Below are 1,311 nucleotides of genomic sequence, written 5' to 3'. Positions count from 1 at the left end.
GAGGAGTGCGCCGAGGGTGCCGGTGCCGCCGGTGATCAGGACGGTGCCTTCGGGGTCGAACGCCGGACCGTCCGCGGAAGGAACCGCGGCGCCGTCCCGCGGGGCCGGGATGATGGGTGCCGCCCGCTCCAGGCGGGGCACCAGGGCCGCGCCGGCGCGCAGGGCGGCCTGCTCCTCGTCGCTGGCGACGACGGAGGGCACCAGGCCGAGCGAGTCCGGCCGGTCATCCACGTCCACCAGGACGAAACGTCCCGGGCTCTCCCGCTGGGCCGAACGGACCAGACCCCACACGGGAGCGGTGATCAGGTCGGCGGTCTCGTCCGGCGTGCCCGTGGTCACCGCGCTCTGGGTGACCAGGACGAGCCGGATGTGCGCGAGCCGTTCGTCGCCCAGCCAGGACTGCAGGATCTCCAGCACCCGCTGCGTCGTGGCGCCCGCCTGCGTCGGCACGAACTGTGGGTCCGCCGCCGCCTCCACCGGGGGGCGGCTCGCGTCGGTGGGCCGCAGCGACAACGCCACCACCTCGACGTCCAGGGTGCCGGCGGCGATGGCGTCGCCGAGCGCCGGTACGTCCGGGACGGCGCTGACCGCCAGACCGGTGCTCTCCCAGGCCGCGCGTAGTCCCGGATCGTCGTCTCCCAGCAGAACCCACCGCACGCCACCATTCGGGACGCCACCATCCGGGACGTCACTGGCCGGGACGGTCAGCGCCAGCGGCTGCCAACCGACCCGCAGCAGCAGGTCGTCCAGCGAGGTGGACGTGCTGGCGGCGAGCTGATCCAACGCGACCGGGCGCACCACGAGGGCATCGACCTCGGCGACCGGATCCCCGTTCTCGTCCGCGGCCTGGATGGACACACTGTCCGCGCCGGCGGGGGCCAGTCGCACCCGCAGTGTCCGCGCCCCGGTGGTGTGCAGACGAACCCCGGACCAGGAGAAGGGCAGCCGCGGGCCGCCGTCCTCGCCGTCGAAGAAGCCACGCAGTGCCAGGCCGTGCAGTGCCGCGTCCAGCAGCGCCGGGTGAACGGCGAAGCGGCTCGCGTCGTCCGCCAGCTCGTCGGGCAGCTCGACCTCGACGAAGATCTCGTCGTCACGTAGCCAGGCGCGGCGCAGCCCACGGAAGGTCGGGCCGTAGTGCAGCCCGAGCTGGGCCAGTCGCGGGTAGAGCCCGTCGACGGGCGCGGGAACCGATCCGGGCGGCGGCCAGCTGCGCAGGTCGGGCTGGGCGGCGTCGGCGCCGGATGCGCCGGTGCTGGGCTCGCTGGTGGTGAGGGTGGCGGTGGCGTGGGGGGTCCAGGGGCTGTCGGTTTT

General features: G+C 74.5%; 1 protein-coding gene. It reads right to left on the bottom strand.

The features are described from left to right. Positions 1-1,311 (bottom strand): SpnB-like Rossmann fold domain-containing protein (locus tag MXD59_RS25915; protein WP_248827186.1); only part of this gene is annotated, 1,311 nt, incomplete at both ends.

The sequence above is a fragment of the Frankia umida genome (genome assembly GCF_023242945.1).
Lineage (GTDB): Bacteria > Actinomycetota > Actinomycetes > Frankiales > Frankiaceae > Frankia > Frankia umida.
Note: the sequence above shows the minus strand (reverse complement) of the source record. Positions and strands in the feature narration are given on the sequence as shown.